Annotated in this window: 19 protein-coding genes; 4 read left to right on the top strand and 15 right to left on the bottom strand. The window is 30.8% G+C overall.

Features of this window, described 5'->3' with window-relative positions:
• Positions 1–151 precede the first annotated feature (151 nt).
• From AAH949_RS01830 to yajC, 15 genes are read right to left on the bottom strand one after another with little or no spacing between them, the layout of a single operon-like run.
• Positions 152–793 (bottom strand): uroporphyrinogen-III synthase, encoded by a 642-nt coding sequence (locus AAH949_RS01830; protein WP_348518801.1) that lies wholly within the window; start codon positions 791–793, stop codon positions 152–154.
• Positions 771–1,403, bottom strand: coding sequence for a thiamine phosphate synthase (thiE, locus tag AAH949_RS01825; RefSeq protein ID WP_348518800.1), 633 nt, complete (start codon positions 1,401–1,403; stop codon positions 771–773). Before thiE ends, AAH949_RS01830 begins: the two co-directional genes overlap by 23 nt.
• Positions 1,393–2,205 (bottom strand): bifunctional hydroxymethylpyrimidine kinase/phosphomethylpyrimidine kinase, encoded by an 813-nt coding sequence (thiD, locus tag AAH949_RS01820; protein ID WP_348518799.1) that lies wholly within the window; start codon positions 2,203–2,205, stop codon positions 1,393–1,395. The genes thiE and thiD overlap by 11 nt, the downstream gene beginning before the upstream one ends.
• Positions 2,202–2,888, bottom strand: a complete 687-nt coding sequence (locus AAH949_RS01815; protein WP_348518798.1) for a 3-methyladenine DNA glycosylase — start codon at positions 2,886–2,888, stop codon at positions 2,202–2,204. Before AAH949_RS01815 ends, thiD begins: the two co-directional genes overlap by 4 nt.
• A complete protein-coding gene (locus tag AAH949_RS01810) occupies positions 2,885–3,646 on the bottom strand; it encodes an ATP-binding protein (protein ID WP_134237669.1) in 762 nt (253 codons plus the stop codon). The genes AAH949_RS01815 and AAH949_RS01810 overlap by 4 nt, the downstream gene beginning before the upstream one ends.
• Positions 3,627–6,581 (bottom strand): DEAD/DEAH box helicase, encoded by a 2,955-nt coding sequence (locus tag AAH949_RS01805; protein ID WP_348518797.1) that lies wholly within the window; start codon positions 6,579–6,581, stop codon positions 3,627–3,629. The genes AAH949_RS01810 and AAH949_RS01805 overlap by 20 nt, the downstream gene beginning before the upstream one ends.
• Complete coding sequence (locus AAH949_RS01800; protein WP_134237667.1) at positions 6,581–6,976, bottom strand: polymer-forming cytoskeletal protein; 396 nt, start codon at positions 6,974–6,976, stop codon at positions 6,581–6,583. Before AAH949_RS01800 ends, AAH949_RS01805 begins: the two co-directional genes overlap by 1 nt.
• Positions 6,916–7,812, bottom strand: coding sequence for a M23 family metallopeptidase (locus AAH949_RS01795; RefSeq protein WP_134237666.1), 897 nt, complete (start codon positions 7,810–7,812; stop codon positions 6,916–6,918). The genes AAH949_RS01800 and AAH949_RS01795 overlap by 61 nt, the downstream gene beginning before the upstream one ends.
• Positions 7,799–8,977, bottom strand: a complete 1,179-nt coding sequence (locus AAH949_RS01790) for a Mur ligase family protein (protein WP_348518796.1) — start codon at positions 8,975–8,977, stop codon at positions 7,799–7,801. Before AAH949_RS01790 ends, AAH949_RS01795 begins: the two co-directional genes overlap by 14 nt.
• Positions 8,964–10,337, bottom strand: a complete 1,374-nt coding sequence (locus AAH949_RS01785; protein WP_134237664.1) for a hypothetical protein — start codon at positions 10,335–10,337, stop codon at positions 8,964–8,966. The genes AAH949_RS01790 and AAH949_RS01785 overlap by 14 nt, the downstream gene beginning before the upstream one ends.
• Positions 10,321–10,833 carry an LPS assembly lipoprotein LptE gene (gene lptE / locus AAH949_RS01780; protein WP_134237663.1) on the bottom strand — a complete coding sequence of 171 codons (513 nt, stop codon included), beginning with the start codon at positions 10,831–10,833 and terminating at the stop codon, positions 10,321–10,323. The genes AAH949_RS01785 and lptE overlap by 17 nt, the downstream gene beginning before the upstream one ends.
• Complete coding sequence (gene leuS / locus AAH949_RS01775) at positions 10,830–13,262, bottom strand: leucine--tRNA ligase (protein ID WP_348518795.1); 2,433 nt, start codon at positions 13,260–13,262, stop codon at positions 10,830–10,832. The genes lptE and leuS overlap by 4 nt, the downstream gene beginning before the upstream one ends.
• A gap of 9 nt (positions 13,263–13,271) precedes the next feature.
• A complete protein-coding gene (secF, locus tag AAH949_RS01770) occupies positions 13,272–14,243 on the bottom strand; it encodes a protein translocase subunit SecF (protein WP_348518794.1) in 972 nt (323 codons plus the stop codon).
• Positions 14,243–15,820: a protein translocase subunit SecD gene (gene secD / locus AAH949_RS01765; protein ID WP_348518793.1), complete on the bottom strand. Its 1,578-nt coding sequence runs from the start codon at positions 15,818–15,820 to the stop codon at positions 14,243–14,245. Before secD ends, secF begins: the two co-directional genes overlap by 1 nt.
• A complete protein-coding gene (gene yajC, locus AAH949_RS01760) occupies positions 15,813–16,085 on the bottom strand; it encodes a preprotein translocase subunit YajC (RefSeq protein WP_134237659.1) in 273 nt (90 codons plus the stop codon). The genes secD and yajC overlap by 8 nt, the downstream gene beginning before the upstream one ends.
• On the opposite strand from yajC, the gene AAH949_RS01755 reads away from it, so the two are divergent.
• From AAH949_RS01755 to AAH949_RS01740, 4 genes are all read left to right on the top strand, one after another.
• Complete coding sequence (locus AAH949_RS01755) at positions 16,058–17,371, top strand: apolipoprotein N-acyltransferase (protein WP_348518792.1); 1,314 nt, start codon at positions 16,058–16,060, stop codon at positions 17,369–17,371. The genes yajC and AAH949_RS01755 overlap by 28 nt on opposite strands.
• A 139-nt stretch (positions 17,372–17,510) precedes the next feature.
• Positions 17,511–17,642: a hypothetical protein gene (locus tag AAH949_RS01750; RefSeq protein ID WP_348518791.1), complete on the top strand. Its 132-nt coding sequence runs from the start codon at positions 17,511–17,513 to the stop codon at positions 17,640–17,642.
• A gap of 276 nt (positions 17,643–17,918) precedes the next feature.
• A complete protein-coding gene (locus tag AAH949_RS01745; RefSeq protein WP_348518368.1) occupies positions 17,919–18,221 on the top strand; it encodes a hypothetical protein in 303 nt (100 codons plus the stop codon).
• Positions 18,166–18,873 carry a hypothetical protein gene (locus tag AAH949_RS01740; protein WP_348518790.1) on the top strand — a complete coding sequence of 236 codons (708 nt, stop codon included), beginning with the start codon at positions 18,166–18,168 and terminating at the stop codon, positions 18,871–18,873. The genes AAH949_RS01745 and AAH949_RS01740 overlap by 56 nt, the downstream gene beginning before the upstream one ends.
• Positions 18,874–19,057: the final 184 nt, after the last annotated feature.

Below are 19,057 nucleotides of genomic sequence, written 5' to 3'. Positions count from 1 at the left end.
AACCAAAGTAAGCCCGTTAACCAAACCCATTTTTGTAAAAAATATTTTTTAAAGCCTTAGGCATTAAAAACTCCTTTCAAAATTAAGAATATGTTAACTAAATTATAACTCTGAAAAAATAAAAAATATCTAAATATGATAAAATAAGTCTTTAATAAGAATTTTGAGTAAGTTTTTTTGCTAAATTCACACAAGTTTTCAAATCTTGCTTTTCACAAATGTAAATATTTTTAAAATTTGAAAGTTTTTTGGCTGTGCTTTGTCCTATTGCGATGATTTTATCTTCATTGCTTAAAGAATAATTTTGCAAAAAATTTTCCACACCCAAAGGTGAAGTAAAAATAAAAACTGCCGGTTGCTCTAGTTTTTTTTCGCTTTTTTTAAAAATATTTTCATAAACAATGATTTCGCTTAAATTAATACCATAATTTTTAAGATCTAAATTTAAAGTAGAAGCAATATTTTTAGCTCTTAGATAAAGACATTTTTGATTTTTTAGCTCCTCTTTAAATTCATTAAAAAGATTCTTACCATAAGCAGCTTTAGGAATTTTAATATTTTTAAAACCTAGACTTTTAGCGAATTCAGCTGTGCTTTGCCCTACTGCGTATAAATTAATATTTAAATTTAAAATAATTTTAGCTTTTTCTAAAGCTTTCAAAGCATTTTTAGAAGTACATATCAAGACGTCAAATTCACTCAAATTCACGCTAAAATCATAAAATTTAATTTCATTTAAAATCAGATTTTCTACACCTTCAAAAGGAGTTTCATTTAAGAGATAAATTTTCATCGATTTTTTGTTTTAATTCTTTGGCCGCTAAAAAAGTATTTTTAGCATCCATTATCGCACGAACGACCGCAACACCGCTTATTTTAATGCCTTTTAGCTCTTTAATCACTTCTTTATCAATCCCACCAATTGCCACTACGCCAATGGGACTTTTTTCACAAATTTGGCTTAAAATTTCAAGACTTATTAGCGAACTTTCTTTGGTTGGAGTGGTTTTAATCGCACCACAACCTAAATAATTCGCCCCTTGTATGTAGTTTAATTGCTCTAATTTTTTAAGGCTTAAACCTATAATTTTTTCTTCCCCTAAAAGCTTTCTAGCGATACAAATTTGCAAATCTTCTTGTCCTAAATGCACCCCATCAGCATTCAAAGCTAAGGCGATATCGATTCTATCGTTGATTAAAAATGGAATTTTATAAAATTTACAAAGCTTTTGCACTTTTAAGCCAAGCTGATAAAATTCCCTTGAGTTTAATTCTTTTTCGCGAAGTTGGATAATGCTAACTCCGCCCTTTATCGCTTCTTCAAGTGTATTTAAAAAAAGCTCATCGCTTTTTTTACCACGACTTGCCACAAGATAAAGGCTAAGATCGAGTTCATTTTTCATTTAAAAACCTAAAAAAATGATTAGTCGGGCCACAGCCTTTGCCTAAATTTAAAGAATAATAAATGGCATTTCTGACATATTCTTTTGCCTCGCTTACGGCATTAAATAAATCTTTGCCTAAGGCTAAATTGCTAGCAATGGCTGAAGAAAGCGTGCAACCTGTGCCGTGAGTATTTTTTGTTTCTATGCGTTCGCCTTTTAAAATAAAAATTTCTCTACCATCAAAAAGCACATCATTGGCATTTTCTTCGCTATGTCCGCCTTTAAGCAAAACCGCTTTTGCACCAAGATCACATAAGTGCTTGGCTGCTTTTATCATATCTTTTTCATCGCTAATTTTAAACCCACAAAGAAACTGTGCTTCTGGGATATTTGGCGTAAGAATATCTGCAAATTTCACTATGATCTTTTTAAAAAAATCACAATTTTCTTCAGGCATTAAAGCAAAACCATTTTTTGCAAACATCACAGGATCAATCACGACATTTTGGGGTTTAAATTGTTCTAAATTTTTAGCCACACACTCCATAAGCTCGCATGATCCTATCATCCCTATCTTAGTTGCTTTTGGCACTATATCTTCAAAAACTGCAAGCATTTGCTCATCTACGCTTTTAGTAGGCACATCATACACTGAAATTACTCTTGCGGTATTTTCAGCCACCACGCTTAAAATCACACTCATACCAAAAAGATTGTGTGCGCTAAAAGTTTTAAGATCAGCTTGCACACCTGCCCCGCCACTACAATCACTTCCTGCTATGCTTAAAACAGGGATTAATTCACTTCCTTTTGCTCTCATTTTTCTTCCTTTAAAATTTTTATCAATTCCTTGCCTTGATTGCTTAATTTTGCACCCTTAAAGGCAATTTTTCCAAAAGCAATGATTTGGGCGTGAAAAATTTGATAAAGCTCATAAAGCTCGTAATTTTTACCCAAAAGTTTATTTAAATTTTCACTTTCATTCTCAATGCCACTTTCAAAAAACTCTCTTAATTCTTCATAATTTTCAAATTCATAACCCAAATAAAAGCTAAGTCTTTGTGTGTAGCTATCTACGACTAAGAATTCTTTTTTACACAAATAATTTAAAATACTATCAACACTCTCATAGCCCAAGCCTTTAATATTTAAAAGCCATTCTCTACTTACGCTTTCTTTGAAATTTTCTAAATTTTCAAAAGTATTTAAAATATTTTCTACTAAACCCTTTAATCTTTTAGCCTTGGTATTATAAAATCCGCTTGGTTTTATAAGTGTGGCAAGTTCTAAATTTGACAAAGAAGTAATTTGTTCTAAATTTGAAATTTGTGCGTTTTTTAAATTTGCTAAGGCTTTTAAAACATTATTCCAATTAGTATTTTGTGTCAAAATTACAGAAATTAAAAGCTCAAACTCGCTAAGTCCTCTATTTTCAAGCCAATCAAACTCACCAAAATCAAGCTTTAAATCAATCAGCTTTACAAAAATTTCAGCCCCATTCATTTAAAACTCTCCTTAAAAGCCAAATAAAACTGCTTAGCGGTTCGCCCACCCCTACTTGCTCTTAAATTTGCAAATTCCTTCGCTTTAGCGTGCAAAAGTTCTTTATCACACTTAATATCTTTAAAATAAAAATCAACAATTTCTAAATACTCGCTCAAGCTTCCTTGATAAAAACTAAGCCAAAGTCCAAATCTATCACTTAAACTGAGTCTTTCTTCAGCCGCATCACTTTGATGAAGTTCGCCGTGATTTACTTGCATATAATCATTATCGCTTTTATTTTCACTTAGCAAATGACGACGATTTGAACTTGCATAAATGAGTATATTTTTTGGCACAGCTTCAATGCTACCTTCTAAAAGTGGCTTTAAAAATTTATAACTATCATCATCTTTTTCAAAAGAAAAATCATCACAATAAAGTATAAATTTAAAAGGCTCATTTCTTAGCTCATCAATGATATCTGCTAAAGCAAATAAATCTTCTTTTGCGATTTCAACAAGTCTTAAATTTCTTTCTTTAAATTCATTAAAAATAGCTTTGATTAAACTTGATTTTCCTGTGCCTTTTGCACCCCATAAAAGTGCGTGATTTGCCCCTTTTTCTTCTATGAAATTTAAGGTATTTTCAAAAAGAGCCTTTTTTTGCTTTTCTATACCCACTAAATCCTTTAAAGAAATTTCATCAATCTCTAAAACAGGCTTTAAAATATCTTTTCTTGCCCTATAAATTGCTGCTTTATATTTTTGCCAATCCATCATCATTCTTTCTTAAATGTGTTAAAATCGCCTCTATGATATCATCATCATCTTTGCTTTTTGCTTTGATGAGTTTTTTTTCATCGTTGATTTTTGTAAATTGTATATTTTGCTCAAAATTGCTTATACTCTTAAATTTACCCAAAGCTAAAATTTTAATCACAATAAGCGCTAAAAACTGCTTAGTATAAATATCAAGCTTGCCAAAACGATCTTCAATTTCTCCCTCAATCTCATAAACCTCATTTACACTGCCACACTTACTAAGCCTTCTATAAAGCTCAAGCCTTAAACGATCTTCGCTGATGAGTTCATGATTTAAAAAGGCGTTGATGTTAAGTTTTAAATCGATTTTTTTCTCTTCAAAGCTCTCTTTTTTTGTCAAGGCATTTAACTCATCTTCTAGCATTTTAAGATACAAGCTAAGTCCGATTTGTTCTATATGTCCGCTTTGATCTATGCCTAACAAATTCCCACCGCCGCGAATTTCAAGATCATGATATGCCAAAACCGAGCCTGCGCCCAAATAAGAATTGCTTTCTAAAGAAACAAGGCGTTTTAAGGCATCTTCTGTAATGGTATTTTTATCTTCGACTAAAAAATAACAATACCCCTGCCTGTCGCTTCTTCCCACGCGACCCCTAAGCTGGTGCAAATCCGCCATTCCAAAACGATCGCTTCTTTCAACTATCATCGTATTTGCATTGGCTAAATCAATACCACTTTCCACAATGGAGGTACTTAAAAGCAAATCGTATTCTTTGTTTTCAAATTTAAGCATTTCTTCTTCTTGCACCTTAGCATCGATTTTAGAATGCAAGATAAGAATTCTTAAATTCTTAAACAAATCAAGCAAATGTTTTTTACACTGCTCTATACTTGCAATATGATTGTGAATATAAAAAATTTGTCCGCCACGCCTAAGTTCTCTTGCAATCGCTTCTTTTAGCAAAGCATCATCATTTTCCTTAACGAAAGTTCTAACATCTAATCTATCTTCCGGTGGAGTTTGCAAAACACTATAGGATTTTATAGAACTTAAAGCTTGGTTTAAACTTCTTGGAATTGGCGTTGCAGACATGGATAAAAGATGGGAATTTTGCGTGAGTTCTTTTAATTTTTCTTTCTGTTTTACTCCAAATTTATGCTCTTCGTCAATAATAACAAGGGCTAAATTTTCACATTCCACATTTAAAAGTGCGTGAGTTCCAACAACAACACAAGGCTTATTTTGCTCTAAATTTGCCAACAAAGTCTTTTTCTCTTTAGCACTTGTAAAGCGGTCAAGCTTAAAAACTTCAATATCAAAAGGCTCGAAACGCTTTTTTAAACTTTTAAAATGCTGATGAGATAAAAGCGTTGTGGGAGCAAAGAAAAAAGCACAAAAGCCACTTTTTACCACAGGATAAATAGCATTCATAGCCACTTCAGTTTTACCAAAACCCACATCGCCACTTAAAAGCCTATCCATAACTTTGCCATTTTCAAAATCGTTTAAAATTTCTTCACAAGCCTTGTTTTGATCCTCTGTATAAGAAAAACCGGCTTTCGAAACGAAATCAGCTTGACTTGCATAATCAATTTTGATTTCCTTTGGTTTTATCAAAGCTCTTTTTGCCGCCATTATGACAATTTGCGATGCAATGGCTAAAAGCTTGGTTTTTAATCTTTCCTTTAATTTAATAAAAGTCGTCTTTCCTAAACGATCTAAAAGTGGTATGCCTCCGCTTGCTCCTAAATATTTATCTATCATATAAAGATTTTCAACTGGCAAAAGAAGTTTGTCTTTGTTTTGATATTCAATAGCCACAAATTCTTTTTTAGCTCCACTAATGCTTATCATCTCAAGTCCTAAAAATTTCCCTACTCCATAATCTTCATGTACAATAAAATCACCACTTTTTAGTTCATCGATGATCAAATTAGCTTTGCGCTTATGTTTTTGTTTTTCTTTGCGATTTAAAGAAATGACAAGCTCTTCATTGCTGATTAAATTAACAATCAAATCGCTTTTAACAAAAGAAATATTTTGCGTATTTTCAAGCTCTAAAGCCTTAAATAAAGCTTCGTTTTTAGCTAGTATGGTGATTTTTTTATTTTGATGAAAAGAGAAAAAATCTTTATTATAAGAGCTTTTTAAATCCTTATAAATTTTAGCCTCAGGAATGATTTTAGCATTAATTTTAGCTAATTTTTCTAGATCTTTTTCATCATCAAATTTTTTAATGCTGATAAAATCAAGTTCTAAATAATCATAAAAATCATCAATACACCAAAAACCCAAAGAATTTATATCACTAATTAAAACATCGCTATTAAAATTCTCTAGTTTTTCTTTAAAATTTTCATAATTTTGACTTGAAAAATGTGTTAAAAAAGGGCAAATTTCCAAGCTTTCATACTCATTGGGAATAGATTTTTGAGTAATGGGGTCAAATTTTCTAATGCTTTCTATCTCATCTGCGAAAAGTAAAATTCTAGTAGGCAATTCTTCATTAATACAAAAAATATCAACGATTTCCCCACGCACACTTACTTCGCCCTTATCTTGGACTATATCGACAAATTCATAACCTAACCTTGCAAGCTCATCTTGAAATTCAATTAAATTAAAATTTTTATCTTTAGAAATGAAATAATTTTTAAGATGCGATTTGGAAGGTAGTTTTTTAAGCACAGTTGCAAAAGGAGAGATGAGAATCTTCTTTCCATCAACTTTGTGATAAGCATTTAAAATCTTACAAAGTTCAAAAAGTTCTTTAGAAAAGGCTCTTAAATCATCTCCGAACTCAGCTCTAAAATCAGGCAAAACAAAAGTTTTCAAACCTTTTAACATAGAAATTTGAGAAAGCAAAAAAGCTTCTTTATCATCCTCACAAAGCACTAACTGCGCTATTTTCTCACTTTGTAAATATTCAAAAAAATTAGCTTGCATTACTCATTAACAACATTAGCATTTTCTATCAAGGGCACATCATCTTTGATTTTGCTGTTTCCATTAAATTTACCACCATTTTCTATAGAAATTTCTCTTACAACAACATTGCCACTTACAATTCCACCTGCTAAAATTTCTAAACTATTTGCTTCTAACTCACCTTCAAAAATACCATTTACAACAACTTTATCGGCATTTAATTGCCCTTTTAAAGCCCCACTTTTTCCAATAACAACTATACTTTGTGAATTAATAGTTCCACTAATTTCTCCATCTAAGTGCAAAATAGAATCAAAATAAAATTGCCCTTCTATTCTTGCTCCTGATGAAATTACGGTTGTTTCTGTTGATACTGCTGCGCTAGTGACACTTGATTTATTAAAGATTGCCATGGCACTCTCCTTTCTTGATTAAAAATTTCATTAATATTTTTTCTTTCTAAATTCATAAAATTTAAAGGTTCTAAAGTTTTATTTACAAAACGAATTTCATAATGCAAATGTGGTCCAGTAGAAAGTCCTGAATTTCCTGTATAACCTATCAAATCACCCTTATTGACAAATTGACCTATGCTAACAACATTTTTTTGCATCATATGCGCAAAAACGCTTTTAAAACCGAAATTATGCAATAAAATTACTAAATATCCATAGCCATTATTATATCCTGCATACTCGACTACTCCATTAGCTGGCGCATAAATAGGCGTGCCAATCTCTGCTCTTAAATCAATTCCTGGATGAAATTCTCTTTTATCTAAAATAGGATGCTCTCTCCAACCATATTTCCCTGTCATTCCTTTATTTTCTATAGGCCAACCGCTTGGAATTTGCGTTAAAAAAGCAAGTTGCTGCTCATTGGTTAATCTTAAGGTTTCTAGTCTTTGTGCGATGCTTAAATTATTTTCTATTTCAAGTCCCAAACGCTCTTCTAAACTTGTGATTTTATCTTCAATAGCGGCATATTCTTGTGCTTTTTGTTCAATGCTCTCTTGCATTTGCTTATTAATCAAAGAAAGCTCTTGTCTCTTATCCATAAGTTCTTGTTTTTTTTGTGTTAATTGCATCACTTTACTGTCAAGATAATGAATATAAAAACCGCTAAAAATTAAAAACACAAACACAAAACCCACTATATATAAAACAATTTTTTTAATGATTTGACTCAAATAAAAATGCTTTGAACCATTGATATCGGTAATAGTTATTGTGAATTTATTTTTTAGCAAAATATTCCTTTAAAAAATTTTCAACCAAAACAAAAGAGCCAAAAACAAGATATTTATTTTTCTCATCAAAAAAAGTAAATTTTTCACACGAAATATTTAACTCATTAGAAATTTGTTTAATCTGCTCTGTTGCAAGCTTTCTGTCTATGCTTTCATATTCATAAATTTGAATTTTATCAATTATAGGCTTTAAAGTTTTTAAAACAGCAAAAACATCTTTATCTAAAAAACTATTATAAACAAGTATCAGTTTTTGCCCTAAAAAACGCTCTTTAATCGCTTTTGCTGCTAATTCATTATGACCTACATCTATAAATAAATTAGGTGTAATTTCTTCGCATCTTCCTCTTAGATCCAATTGGGGTAAAATTTTTAAAATATTTAATATTTTTTCTTTAGAATTTAAAAGAACACTAAAAGCAACAGAAGCTAAAGATAAATTATGCTCTAAAAAAGATGGCAAATGGTATTTTTGCGAATAAGTTTTAATTGCGAGCTTTAAATTCTCATCACACTCTTTTTGCATAATATGCAAATTTATATCTTTTAAAAGGGTGATTTTTGTAAGTTTTTCCAAAACTTCTTTTTCTTGCTCATAAGAGCAAATCGTTTCTTTTGCTAAAACCTTAAGCTTTGTTCTTGCAATACTTGTTAAGGTGTTTCCTAAAATTTGCATATGATCAAAACCAATTTTTGTTACTATACTCATTTGCTTTAAAAATACCGAAGTTGCATCATATTCTCCGCCAAGTCCTGCTTCAAAAATCACAAAGTCGCAATCCTTAAAAAGCATAGCTGCTAAAAAGGTAGCATATTCAAAATAACTTAATTTTTCTAAATCTTGCTTAAAAATTTCTTGCAATTTTTGATGTGCTATATTTAATTTTTCATCACTTTCAAGCTTATAATTTCGCCAAAATCTCTCATTAAAACTAAAAATATGTGGGCTAGTATAATGTCCTACATCAAAGCCACTCTCACAAAGCATTTGTGCTAAAAAACGACCTGTGCTGCCTTTACCATTAGTGCCAATGATTTGTATGATGGGTTTTAATGAAAGATGATTTTTATACTTTTCATACATTCTAAACATCATAAAATAATCAATTTTTTGATAATTCATACTTTTAGAATTTAAAAAAGCTTTATAATCACTTATTATCATTTTCTATCTTTTTTAAAAGTTCTTCGTAAATATTTGCACTAGGATAGCTTTGCTTATCGATAAAAAAACTTGAAATTTTAGGGATAATTATATCTTGTTTGTAAATAAATCTCGTAGAAGTAATGGTTTGAATATTTTGTGCAATCATTTTTTCAAGTTCTTCTTTATTTTTACCACGCACAATTAATAAATAAGTATTTTCATCCATCATCCATAATTCACCATTTTTTGAACAACTCTCTTGCAAAATCCTCTTAAAACGCGAAAAAATTTCATTGAGAGTATCAAGACCATATTTTTCCATAATAAATTGATAATTTGCTACCGTATATATACACAAAGCGTAATTAATATTATAAAGCTTAAAATTTTCATCCATTTTTTCAAGCTCGTTAGTTATACCCCAAGTTTCAATATTTTCATTTTGAGAATCATTGATTTGCGTATTTAAAATTTGCAGTTTTTCATTTAAAGACAAAAATTTCATTTTTAATTCTTCAAAACTTATCTTTACCTCTCCTTTTTCATCTTTAGGCAAAGCTTCGATAAAATCAATATGTTCTTGATTTAAATTTTCTAAGTTATGAAAAGCTTGAATGATATTTTTTAGATTTTTATCGAAAAAATTTAAATATTTTTGTGTATAAATATTATCATCCATAATGCGTTTATTAACCACATTCAACAAGGTGTTCTTAAAATCATTAAAAGAAAGCATAAAAGGTTTTTCTAAAAGTTGCTGTGTAAAAAGATCGATTTTTTTATCTTTAGCTAAAGAAGGTATTAAAGTAATACTAAGTAAATCAGCAAAATACTCATAAGATCTTTGCTCGAGTTGATTTAAAAGCTTTTTAATGCTAAGGCTAAATTCTTCATGTTTAATACCGTATTTTTTAAGTTCATTTTCAAGCTCCACATCATCGTATTTTTGTTCAAATTCTTGCCATTTTTTTTGAAGTAAATACATAGCTTCAGAATCCATAGCTTTACTAATGCGACTTGCACTCATACTTGCCATATCTTTGATTTTTCTATCTTTGCTTATTTTTAATATGTTTAAAATAGTATTTACAAGTTCAAAAAATTGATTAAACAATACTCCATTTTGCATATTAAGTCTCGAAACTAAAAAACTTAAAAATTCATCAACATTGCGTATATTTTTGCCCAACAATTCTTGCTGATACATAGGCATAAGCAAAGATTGATATTTATTTACCTTTGCTTTTGCACTTGTAATTAAGCCATATTTTTTACTTAATTCTTCAAAAATTTCTGTATAGTTTTCAGGAGTTGGTTTAAGTTTTCTCTCTCTTAAAAGACTTAAAGTTTCCCTAGCAATTTCATTGATGTTTGGCATTAATCTGGCCTTTTATTGCCATAATGGATACAAATTCATCAAAAGCCTCACTTGAGGCATTTTTGATTGCTTCAAAACGCGCAGTATCACTAATAATACTATTTGGTAAAATAGCAAAATCATAACTTCCACTCGTTTGCACAAAATCCTTAGTCCCATCTTGGTAAATAATTTCAAATTCCAAAATTAATTTGGCTTTATAATTAACCACATAACCATTTTCATCATAAATCAAAGGTATGAATACTAAACTATTAGTTCGCACATTGATTATAGTGTCAGCTTCATTTTTAGAAACTATTTTCTTATTGAATTTATTTAAAACAATCTCGCGGATAGAATCTATGATAAAAACACTGTTTCTTGGATCTTGCTGGCTGATTTCGACATTAACATAAATGCGTTCTCCAAAAATATTACCTACAATTTTACTTGTCGGCATATAACCACAAGCTCCAAAAAATAATACCCATATGCTTAAAATAATTTTTCTCATTTAATTACCAAATTCACAAGTTTTTGTTCTATATAAATTTCTTTAACCAAAGTCTTGCCCTCAAGCCATTTTGCTACGCTTTTTTTAGCAAGTTCTAAAATTTCTTCTTTATTAGCAGAGCTTGAAACTTCAAATTCAGCACGCTTTTTGCCATTTATACTCACGGCTAAATTTAAGCTTTCTTTTTCAAAGACTTCATCCTTAAGTTCAAGCTTTGAGAAATTTTGAAGTTTAAATAAATACTCACTTAATTCAAAACAAACATGCGGGATAATAGGCTCTAAAATATTTAAAATAATATAAAAACCCTCGATGCTAAGCTTTTCATTTTTAACAGAATTTAAAGCATTTAAAGCTTCCATACAAGCAGCAATTAAGGTATTAAAAGCAAAATTTTGCTCATACACTTCAAAAGATTTTTTCAAAGCTTCATAAACTTTTAATCTCGCATATTTTTCTTTTTTTGTAAGCGTACTATGATCTATAAGTGGAAATTCTTGAGGCTTAAGCCCCATAGCCCTATCAAAAAGCTTACAAATAAATCTATAAGCACCTTCGAGCGCATCATCATTCCATTCAAGTTCTTTAGCAGGTGGCGCTGCAAAAAGTATGAAAAGTCTTGCAGTATCTGCTCCATATTTTTTAATAATCTCATCAGGATCTACCACATTGCCTTTTGATTTAGACATTTTAGCTCCATCTTTTAAAACCATACCTTGAGTTAAAAGTCTGCTAAAAGGCTCATCATCACTTAAATATCCTAAGTCCCTTAGAGCTTTTTGAAAAAATCTTGCATAAAGCAAATGTAAAATTGCATGTTCAATCCCACCAATATATTGATCCACACTCATCCAATACTTCACACTTTTTTCATCTAAAGCCTTTTCTTGCCAAGTTCTCTCATCACTCGCAAAACGCGCAAAATACCAAGAACTTTCAAAAAAAGTATCCAAAGTATCAGTCTCTTTTTGTGCTTCTTGTCCGCATTTTGGACAAATACAATTTTTCCAAGTAGGATGCTTTTCAAGTGGATTTCCTTCGCCTGTAATTTCTACATCTTCAGGTAAGGTAATAGGTAAATTTTCTATTTTTTGAGGCACTATACCACAAGTTTCGCATTTAATCATAGGGATAGGCGCACCCCAATATCTTTGTCTTGAAACGCCCCAATCACGAATTTTAAAATTCACAACCCTTTTACCAATGCCATCTTTTTCAAATTTGGCTATGATTTTAAGTCTTGCTTCATTAGAGTCAAGTCCGCTAAATTCGCCACTTTCTATAAGCTTTCCTGTTTTTTGCGTAAAAGGAAGTGTAGTGTTTTCACTTTCAATAACTTGCTTGATATCAAGTTTATATTTACTAGCAAATTCAAAATCTCTTTCATCATGCGCAGGCACTGCCATAACCGCACCACTACCATAATCAGCCAAAACAAAATTTGCTACCCAAACTGGGATTTTTTCTTTAGTTAAAGGATGAATAGCATAAATTCCTAAGAAATATCCTTCTTTTTCACTGATTTGTCTTTCTCTTGGACTTTGATTTTGCATAGCTTTAATTTTATCTGCTATGCTTTTTTCTAAGTGATTTTTACTTAATAAATTTTGCACGATTTTGTGCTCTGGCGCTAAAGCCACATAAGAAACACCATAAATCGTATCTGCTCTTGTGGTAAAGACTTCAAAGCCATTCTCATTTGTTTTTTTAATGCTTTCTTCATCAAGTTTTAAACTAAATTCCAAACCTTCACTTTTACCTATCCAATTTTCTTGCATGGTTAAAACTTGAGAAGGCCATTTATCTTTTAAATTTTCAAGTTCTTTTAAAAGCTCATCTGCATAAACGGTGATTTTTACATAATATCCTGGCATTTTTTTCTGCACCACTTCATGCCCACAACGCCAACATTTTCCATCTTCGACTTGCTCATTTGCCAAAACGGTTTGATCTTGCTCACACCAATTAACATTTGCTTCTTTGGTATAAATCAAACCCTTTTCATACATTTTGATAAAAAATTCTTGCTCAAATTTTGTATAAAGCGGATCAGAAGTTGCAAGCATTCTTTTTTTAGAAAAAGAAAAGCCCAAAGAAAAAAGCTCATTTTGCATATAAGCTATATTTTCATAAGTCCAAGTTTTAGGATGAATTTTATGCTTTATCGCTGCATTTTCAGCTGGCATACCAAAACTATCAAAACCGATTGGATGCAAAACATTAAATCCCATCTTTCGATAATACCTAGCCATAGCATCACCTATACTATAATTTCTCACATGCCCCATATGAATACGTCCGCTTGGATAAGGAAACATCGATAAAATGTATTTTTTAGGTAAGGTTAAATCATCTTTTGGTTCAAAATAGCCATTTTTATCCCAAATTTCTTGCCATTTTTTTTCTATCACACTTGCATTATAAGCCATAATTTCTCCTTAAACTCTACCATTTTCGTACATAGATCTAAGTTTTTCTTTATCTTGCTTTCGTTTTAGTTTTTCTAATTCTTTGTTTCTAAAATCCAAAACACTGAATTTAAACCAAAGCAAGGCAGGACTTGCTACAAAAATCGAACTCAAAGTCCCTGCTACCATACCCACAATCAAAGCTAAAGAAAAGCCTTCTATCATAGAACCACCAAAGAAATAAAGTATCACGACAGTAGCTAAAGTGAGACCTGAAGTTAAAACAGTTCTGGATAAAGTTGCCGAAACGCTTTCATTGATAATTGAAGGAAGTTCAGTGCTTTTGCTACTCTTAATTCCATCACGAATTCTATCAAAAATAATAATCGTATCGTTTAAAGAATACCCAAGCACCGTTAAAACTGCTGCTAGAGTATCCAAATTCACATCAATTCTAAATAAAGAAATAGCACCCAAAGTAATGATAACATCGTGAATTTCAGTAATAATAGCCGCCATAGCAAAACGCCATTCAAAACGCACAGCAATGTAAATTAATATCGCAATCAAAGATACTGCAATAGCCATTAAACCTTTATTTCTAAGCTCATCACCCACTTTTGGACCCACAACATCAGCACGACGAATTTCAAAATTCCCTGTTTGCTTTAAAAGCGAAGATATACTCTCGCCAATATCAGTACCAAGATTATCATTGCTTCCAGAAAAACGAATGGTTACCTCATCAGCACTGCCAAATTCCGTCACAGATAAATTCACAAAGCCACCCACTCCAGTTAAAATTTCTCTGATATCATTAATAGGTGCAGCTTTGTCGTATTTTAACTGGATTAAAGTTCCTCCACTAAAATCAATGCCATATTGCAAACCTCTGTCAAAAAGCAGATAAATCGATCCTAAAACCAAAAATGCCGAAAGAGAGATCGCAGCAAAACGCATTCTCATAAAATCATAAATTTTTTTCTGGCTAAAAAATTGCATCAAACTCTCCTATAACCAAACCAAAGTCTTGTATTATTGCTTTTTTCAATGCTACGCATAAAATAGTCAAACATTCCATGCGTTCCCCAAATCGCAGTAATCATAGACACCAAAATTCCAATCCCCAAAGTCACAGCAAAACCTTTGACTGGTCCTGTCCCATAAGCATAAAGCGCAACCGAAGTCACCAAAGAAGTTACATTAGAATCAATAATGGCTGTCATAGCATTTTTATAGCCTTGTTCTATACTGGTCTTTATACTTGCACCTTCGCGTAAAAGCTCGCGAATACGCTCATTAATAATCACATTAGCATCCACTGCCATACCTACAGTTAAAACAAGTCCTGCCATACCTGGTAAAGTTAGGGTTGCTCCAAACATTGCCATTACAGCTATAATCACAAGAACATTTACAAATAAAGCTATATTAGCAAAAACCCCTGCGATACCATAATACATCATCATAAAAACAACAATGGCTATTGATGCACCAATGAGTGCTATCATACTCATTTTAATGCTATCTGCACCCAAAGATGGTCCTATGCTTCTTTGTTCTAAAAGTTTAACAGGAGCAAGTAAAGCCCCACTTCTTAAAGCTACGGCTACATCTCTTGCTTCTTCAGTTGTGAAACTTCCACTGATTTGTCCGCTTCCTCCACCTATGCGCTCATTAATAGAAGGCGCGGAATAAACTTTATTATCAAGCACTATAGCCAAACGCTTTCCAACACTTTTTTCTGTATAATCACCAAATTTTTTTGCCCCTTCTGAATTTAGAGTAAAATTAATCACAGGAGTATTGTTTTGCGAAAAGGCAACTTTAGCATCCGTAAGCGTAGATCCATCAAGTATGGGTATGCTTTTAACGATATATTTGATATTTTCATTTCTTGCATCACTTAAAATCACATCGCCATATTGCGCTGCATCAGCTTCGCTCATATTATAAACTTGATTCATTCTCGCATCATCTACTTCCATTAATTGTAAATGCGCAGCCTTTGTAATTCTTTCTTTAGCCCTTAGTTCATCTTCTCTGGTTTTAATCCCTGCTAGTTCGACTAAAATTTTATCTTCACCTTGCTTTGCAACTGTTGGTTCAGCCAATCCAAATTCATCAAGTCTATTGCGTATGGTTTCAACAGCTTGCAAAATAGCATAATCTTGCGTAGCTTTAATCTCTTCTGGGGTTAAAGAAATAGAATAATGCAAATTCGAAAAATTCACAGCCAAGCCATTGATATCTTTTAAGATTAGATCCATTTTTTCTACATCATTTTCATCAAGTAAACTAAAATCTATCCTATCATTATCCACACTAAAACGATCAATAATGATATTTTCTTTTTCGATAGAATAATTTAGCGATGAAGCAATGGATTTGATTTTAGATTTTATTGCTTCTTCATTATCTACACCCAAAAGCATATAAAGTCCGCCTTGCAAATCAAGCCCTAAATTAATCTTAGCACCACTTTGTGATTGCATAAATGAAGGCATTGCAAACACGATCCCAAAAACAAACACCGCTGTAAAAATAATCAAGCGATAAGTGATTTTAAAATTACGCATCAATTTTCTTTGCTACAAATTCTCTTGAAATTTTTGCGGTAACATTTTCTTCATTAAGTTTAACTTTGATAAAATCCTCTTCTGGTTTTATCACTTCACAAATCAGCCCACCATTTGTGATGATTTTATCTCCTTTTTGCAAGGAATCAATCATCAATCTATGGTTTTTAGCCTGTTTTTGCTGAGGTCTAATAACCAAAAAATAAAAAATCGCAAATAATACGACAAGAGGTAACAATGAAGTCAAAATTGAATTTTCTGCCATTTTCTTCCCTTTTATTAGAAAAATTAAACCCTAATTCTACCATTTTTAAAATAATAAAAGTCTTTTTTGCAGCAATTTTACTTTCAAATCCTATATATTTTTCTTTTTTTGAAAATTTATTTTTAGAATTTATCAGCCCATTTTTAGCAATTTGGGGCTTGATACTTTTATTAAAATCTAGTGCCAAAGAATATTTTTGGATAGGGTTTTTTATTGGAATATTTTGGTTTTGGTGGGTAGGGCTTAGTTCTATTTATTTTGATTTATCTTATTTAATTCCTTTTATTATCTTGCTTATGGGCTTAATTTATGGGATTTTATTTAGAATTTGTCATCTTTTTAAATATGATTTTTTAAGGCTTTGTGCTATTTTTGCCCTTACTTATATTCATCCTTTAGGCTTTGATTGGCTTAATTGGGGAATTTTCACTGTTTATGGTGTGTTTGATGCAAGTTTTCGTGGCACGGTGGGAATTTTTTTAATCACTTATTTTATCTATGAAAAATACATTTCAAGATATTATAAATTAGCCATTATTGCCATTATCTTTTTTTCATCTTTACAATACTCGCAAAAACAAGCAGAGCAATTAAATTTAAATTATGAACTTATAAACACAAATATTTCTCAAGATCAAAAAACACAAAGCCAATACTTTTTACAAAATTCAGAGCAAATTTTAGCTTGGGTTAAAGATGCTATCATTAAGAAAAAAGACTTGGTTGTTTTGCCTGAAACTTCCTTTGCTTTTGATATAAAATACGCTTATAATGGTCTTTATTTTGATACCTTAAAAGAGCTTTCAAGGGACATTACTATTGTCGTTGGAGCCTTTAACATACAAGAAGATAAAACCTACAATAGCACTTATATTTTTGACAAAGGCGAAGTAAAAATTCTAAACAAATACTATCTTGTGCCCTTTGGAGAAGAAATTCCTTTTTTCAAAGACTTGGTACAAACTTATTTTTTACCAAATATAGAAGAATTTCAAAGAGGAAATGAATTTAACCAATACACCTTAAACAACCAAAACATAACAAATGCGATTTGTTATGAAGCAACCAAAGAAGTGCTTTATAAAAATTCAAAAATCATCATAGCCATTTCAAACAATGCTTGGTTTAATTACTCAAGTGAGTATAAATTGCAAAAATTACTCATACAATTTTACGCAAGTAAATATGGTGTAACCGTGTATCACGCCACTAATGGAAAAGAAAGTGACATTATAAAACCTAAAGAAATATTTGTGCAAAAAATTAAAAATTATTTTAACAAGTAAGATGAAAATTAATACCGCTACAAAATGATTATGGCTGAGCGCATTGTCGATAAATTTTCTCATTAATTGAAATTTTAGTTAGGAAAAAATCATTTTTGCCGATTTATCTTGTAAATCTTATTTTTACAAGGTGGCAAAAATGATTAATGGTATCAATTCTTATTCAAATTATAATTACACAACCACTTTAACCAATAATACTCCAAATACAAAATCATCTAATGTTGCAAATGATACTCAAACCTTGTTAGTGATAAACCGCAAGCAGTAAGCAAAATACTAGGCTATGGCGTAGATAAAGATGGTTTTTTTACAAGTGATTTTAATGAAGTTGCAGGATTACCTAAAGATTATAAGATTATCCTAAAAGTGTAGAAAGTTTTGTGAAATTTCAAGAGAGTGAAGAGCAGTTTTTGGCTATGTATAGCAAAATTGATATAGCACAAACATTTAAAATACTTATAAAGTTTTTTCACAACTTGTTCCACAAAATTCAAATTCTAGCTTTTCTGCACAAGATTTAGCAAATATCCCTTATGCTTTTACTGTGGATAAAAATTTAAATATAAACAAAACCTATACTTTTGAAGAATACAGCAAAAATTTTCTCACGATTAATCATAAAGGTAGTTTGACCTTTAATACTATGAAAAATCTTGGAATTGGCATCGGTGTTAAACTTATGCCGATTGATGCTGGTAGTATTTTTTATAATGATAGTGTCGCTTTTATTGATAAAAATGTGTATAAAAATTTAGATGGTAGTGTAGATAAAGGCGGAGTTTTAATGGCTTTTGTTAATAATACAAATTTTTTCAACCTCGTATGGAACTTTTTTAGTAAAAGGTGAAACGAATTTACTTGGAAAACTCATAAATATAGACGGAAATACAAATGAGGCAAAATTAAAAGAATTTCACAATTTTATAAATGCTAATAAAATTCAAATTGCTTTTAAAAGTGGTTCGGGAGATGATATTTGGGATATTATTAGTGAAAAACTATCAATGAAACTTTTTATAAAAAGAAGTCAAGATATAGGAAATAGTACTTTGACTATACAAGCTATGAATTTAGATAAAGAATATCAAGAAATGATTAACTCTAATATGAGTTTAGAAGAATTTAAAACTAAATATCTTGATTTTAAACAAAGGCACGATGAATTTGTAAAATCACTAAAAGAAGCAGAAAAGGCAAAAGGTATAGATTATGATAAATATCCTACTGGAAAGCCTAATGATGATACAAAAGCAATTGAAGAAGCACAAAAAAAGAGAAAACCTATACAAGCGCAAAGTTCAAGCGAAACTTACAAAGATGATAATAAAATGAATGAGCTTTTAAAAAAGCTACTAGAAACTAAATTTGGCACAAGCGATGAGCTAGAAATTCTTTTTGGCGAAAATTTTAAAAGTAAATTTGGCGATGATGACGCAGGGGAATTTAATAAAATTCTTTCTTTAAATTCTGTACCAAAAAGCATAGATATTAGGGCTTAAGAATTATTTTTATCAACAAGGGTTTTAATATCCCTTGCATTTTTTAGAGTCTTTAATCATCCCCCTATCAAGAAAAATCTTTGGCTTTATCTTTGATTTTAAAAGCTTTCTTATAAATCGTGGATATATTTTACAATTTCAATAAGCTATAAAAAATAAGTATTTTAGAGTTTTTATTTAAGCA

Origin of the sequence: Campylobacter sp. CCS1377, from assembly GCF_040008265.1 — a bacterium.
Lineage (GTDB): Bacteria > Campylobacterota > Campylobacteria > Campylobacterales > Campylobacteraceae > Campylobacter_D.
The sequence above is the reverse complement of the archived record's forward strand: the minus strand, read 5'-3'. Positions and strand labels throughout refer to the sequence as shown.

Bases quoted from the DNA above. Each gene is read 5' to 3' on its own strand.
- AAH949_RS01830 (WP_348518801.1), bottom strand. From the start codon at position 793: ATGAAAATTTATCTCTTAAATGAAACTCCTTTTGAAGGTGTAGAAAAT.
- thiD (WP_348518799.1), bottom strand. From the start codon at position 2,205: ATGAGAGCAAAAGGAAGTGAATTAATCCCTGTTTTAAGCATAGCAGGA.
- thiE (WP_348518800.1), bottom strand. From the start codon at position 1,403: ATGAAAAATGAACTCGATCTTAGCCTTTATCTTGTGGCAAGTCGTGGT.
- secF (WP_348518794.1), bottom strand. From the start codon at position 14,243: ATGCAATTTTTTAGCCAGAAAAAAATTTATGATTTTATGAGAATGCGT.
- AAH949_RS01815 (WP_348518798.1), bottom strand. From the start codon at position 2,888: ATGAATGGGGCTGAAATTTTTGTAAAGCTGATTGATTTAAAGCTTGAT.
- AAH949_RS01810 (WP_134237669.1), bottom strand. From the start codon at position 3,646: ATGGATTGGCAAAAATATAAAGCAGCAATTTATAGGGCAAGAAAAGAT.
- AAH949_RS01790 (WP_348518796.1), bottom strand. From the start codon at position 8,977: ATGATAATAAGTGATTATAAAGCTTTTTTAAATTCTAAAAGTATGAAT.
- lptE (WP_134237663.1), bottom strand. From the start codon at position 10,833: ATGAGAAAAATTATTTTAAGCATATGGGTATTATTTTTTGGAGCTTGT.
- AAH949_RS01750 (WP_348518791.1), top strand. From the start codon at position 17,511: ATGATTAATGGTATCAATTCTTATTCAAATTATAATTACACAACCACT.
- AAH949_RS01755 (WP_348518792.1), top strand. From the start codon at position 16,058: ATGAAGTCAAAATTGAATTTTCTGCCATTTTCTTCCCTTTTATTAGAA.
- AAH949_RS01785 (WP_134237664.1), bottom strand. From the start codon at position 10,337: ATGCCAAACATCAATGAAATTGCTAGGGAAACTTTAAGTCTTTTAAGA.
- yajC (WP_134237659.1), bottom strand. From the start codon at position 16,085: ATGGCAGAAAATTCAATTTTGACTTCATTGTTACCTCTTGTCGTATTA.
- secD (WP_348518793.1), bottom strand. From the start codon at position 15,820: ATGCGTAATTTTAAAATCACTTATCGCTTGATTATTTTTACAGCGGTG.
- AAH949_RS01805 (WP_348518797.1), bottom strand. From the start codon at position 6,581: ATGCAAGCTAATTTTTTTGAATATTTACAAAGTGAGAAAATAGCGCAG.
- AAH949_RS01800 (WP_134237667.1), bottom strand. From the start codon at position 6,976: ATGGCAATCTTTAATAAATCAAGTGTCACTAGCGCAGCAGTATCAACA.
- leuS (WP_348518795.1), bottom strand. From the start codon at position 13,262: ATGGCTTATAATGCAAGTGTGATAGAAAAAAAATGGCAAGAAATTTGG.